Annotated in this window: 2 protein-coding genes and 1 pseudogene; all 3 read left to right on the top strand. The window is 67.0% G+C overall.

The features are described from left to right. Nucleotides 1-76: 76 nt before the first annotated feature. Nucleotides 77-790 carry a 50S ribosomal protein L1 gene (rplA, locus tag MJ783_RS03460; protein ID WP_239308486.1) on the top strand — a complete coding sequence of 238 codons (714 nt, stop codon included), beginning with the start codon at nt 77-79 and terminating at the stop codon, nt 788-790. A gap of 266 nt (nt 791-1,056) precedes the next feature. Further along, nucleotides 1,057-1,674 carry a 50S ribosomal protein L10 gene (gene rplJ / locus MJ783_RS03455; RefSeq protein WP_239308456.1) on the top strand — a complete coding sequence of 206 codons (618 nt, stop codon included), beginning with the start codon at nt 1,057-1,059 and terminating at the stop codon, nt 1,672-1,674. Between the two features lie 178 nt (nt 1,675-1,852). Then, nucleotides 1,853-2,072, top strand: a pseudogene (locus MJ783_RS03450) (hypothetical protein); the annotation flags it as partial.

The raw sequence follows: 2,072 nt of genomic DNA, 5'->3' as shown, positions 1-2,072 counted from the left end.
AGGGCCGGCCGAGAACGGAACAACTGTGGGAGGGCAGCCCGTCCGGGCTGCCCGCCATGACCACGAGGAGACAGATATGAAGCGCAGCAAAGCCTATCGGGCAGCCGTTGAGAAGATAGCGGCGGATCGTCTGTACACGCCGCTGGAGGCTGTTCATCTCGCCCGGGAGACCTCCACCACCAAGTACGCCGCGACTGTTGAGGTCGCGCTGCGCCTGGGCGTCGATCCGCGCAAGGCTGACCAGATGGTCCGCGGCACGGTGAATCTGCCGCACGGAACCGGCAAATCCCCGCGAGTCGCGGTTTTCGCCGCGGGCGAGAAGGCCGTCGAGGCCGCTGCGGCGGGTGCGGACATCGTCGGCAGCGACGACCTCGTACAGCGCATCCAGGAGGGTTTCCTGGATTTCGACGCCACGGTCGCGACGCCCGACCAGATGGCGAAGGTCGGCCGTATCGCCCGGATCCTGGGGCCACGAGGACTCATGCCGAACCCGAAGACCGGCACGGTGACTCTCGACATCACCAAGGCCGTCCAGGACATCAAGGGCGGAAAGATTAATTTTCGGGTCGACAAGCAGGGCAATCTGCACATCGTGATCGGGAAGACCGCCTTCACCGATGAGCAGTTGATTGAGAACTACAGCGTCGCCCTGGACGAGATCGTCCGGGTGAAGCCGTCCGCCTCCAAAGGCCGTTATCTGAAGAAGATTACTTTTACGACGACGATGGGTCCAGGAATCCCCGTCGACCCCAGCCGTACCCGTAACCTCCTCGAGGACGCGCCGGCCTGACGCCGCCGGCTTGGCGCCTGCTGTCCCGCCGGCCAGGCCGTGTATCATTTCATCCGAACCAAACCGAAGACCGCTGGTCATCGTCCCGTTCCGGGGCGATCGAAGGTCCGGTACGACCGGGCGGCCCGCGCAGGTGAGGGAGCGTTGCCCTGGGGCTGCTGGTTTGCCTGCCATCCCCGGTACTTCCGCCCCGCGCGCCTGCGCCGGGGCGTTTGTCGTTTCTCGGCATCTTTCGGGTGACCGGCCAGACCCCATGAAGGAGCCCGATGGCGAAGCCGGAAAAGGTCGCCGCGGTAACGGAGATCGTTGACTCGTTCCGGGGCGCGTCCGCGGCGGTGCTCACCGAGTACCGCGGACTGACGGTGAGCCAGCTCACCGAACTGCGCCGCTCGCTGGGCGAGGACACCGAGTACGCCGTGGTGAAGAACACCCTGACCAGGATTGCCGCCGCGCAGGCGGGTGTCACGGGTCTGGACGAGCTGCTGGTCGGTCCGACCGCTGTCGCGTTCGTCACCGGCGACCCGGTCGAGGCGGCCAAGAGTCTGCGTGACTTCGCTCGCGCCAATCCCGCACTGATCGTCAAGGGCGGGATCGTCGAGGGCAAGCCGATGTCGGCGGATGACATCCGCAAGCTCGCCGATCTCGAGTCCCGCGAGGTGCTGCTCGCCAAGCTCGCCGGCGCGTTGAACGGTTCGCTGGCCAAGGCGGTCGGTCTGTTCGCGGCGCCGCTGTCCCAGGCGGCTCGCCTGGCGGAGGCGTTGCGCGCCAAGCGAGAAGCGGAGAGCCCCGCGGCCGAAGTCCCCGCGCCTGAGGCTTCGACGACCGCCGAGACCGCCGAGACCGCGGCGGTCGAAGCGGTCGAGGCAGAGCCGAGCGCGCAGTAGCGCTGTCCGTCCGCGGCGGCCCCGGGGTGCCGGACGCGCGAGGAAGAACATGGGCGCGTGAGTGGTTGCCCCACTGATCCGGACCACTTAGAGCGCCCGGCAATAGGGCTGTGGATCAAGGAGTGGGGCTGGGGTGCGTGCATCGCGAGGCGTCGGAGGGAGTCACCGGAGGTGTTGGGTGGCGACTGACGACAACGATGCGAGGTGCGTGCCCCAGCCCCGCGACGCCGCGTCCCCTATTGCCGGTCGCTCTTACTCCATAACAGTTCCTGGCACCCGCCACGGGCGGTGTGCCATCACAACGGGAAGGACCGCCACGATGGCGAAGCTGTCGACCGACGAGCTGCTGGACGCGTTCAAGGAAATGACGCTGCTGGAGCTGTCGGAGTTCGTGAAGC

The organism is Protofrankia sp. Cj3, from assembly GCF_917627355.1.
In the GTDB taxonomy this organism is placed as follows: Bacteria; Actinomycetota; Actinomycetes; order Frankiales; family Frankiaceae; genus Protofrankia.
Note: the sequence above shows the minus strand (reverse complement) of the source record. Positions and strands in the feature narration are given on the sequence as shown.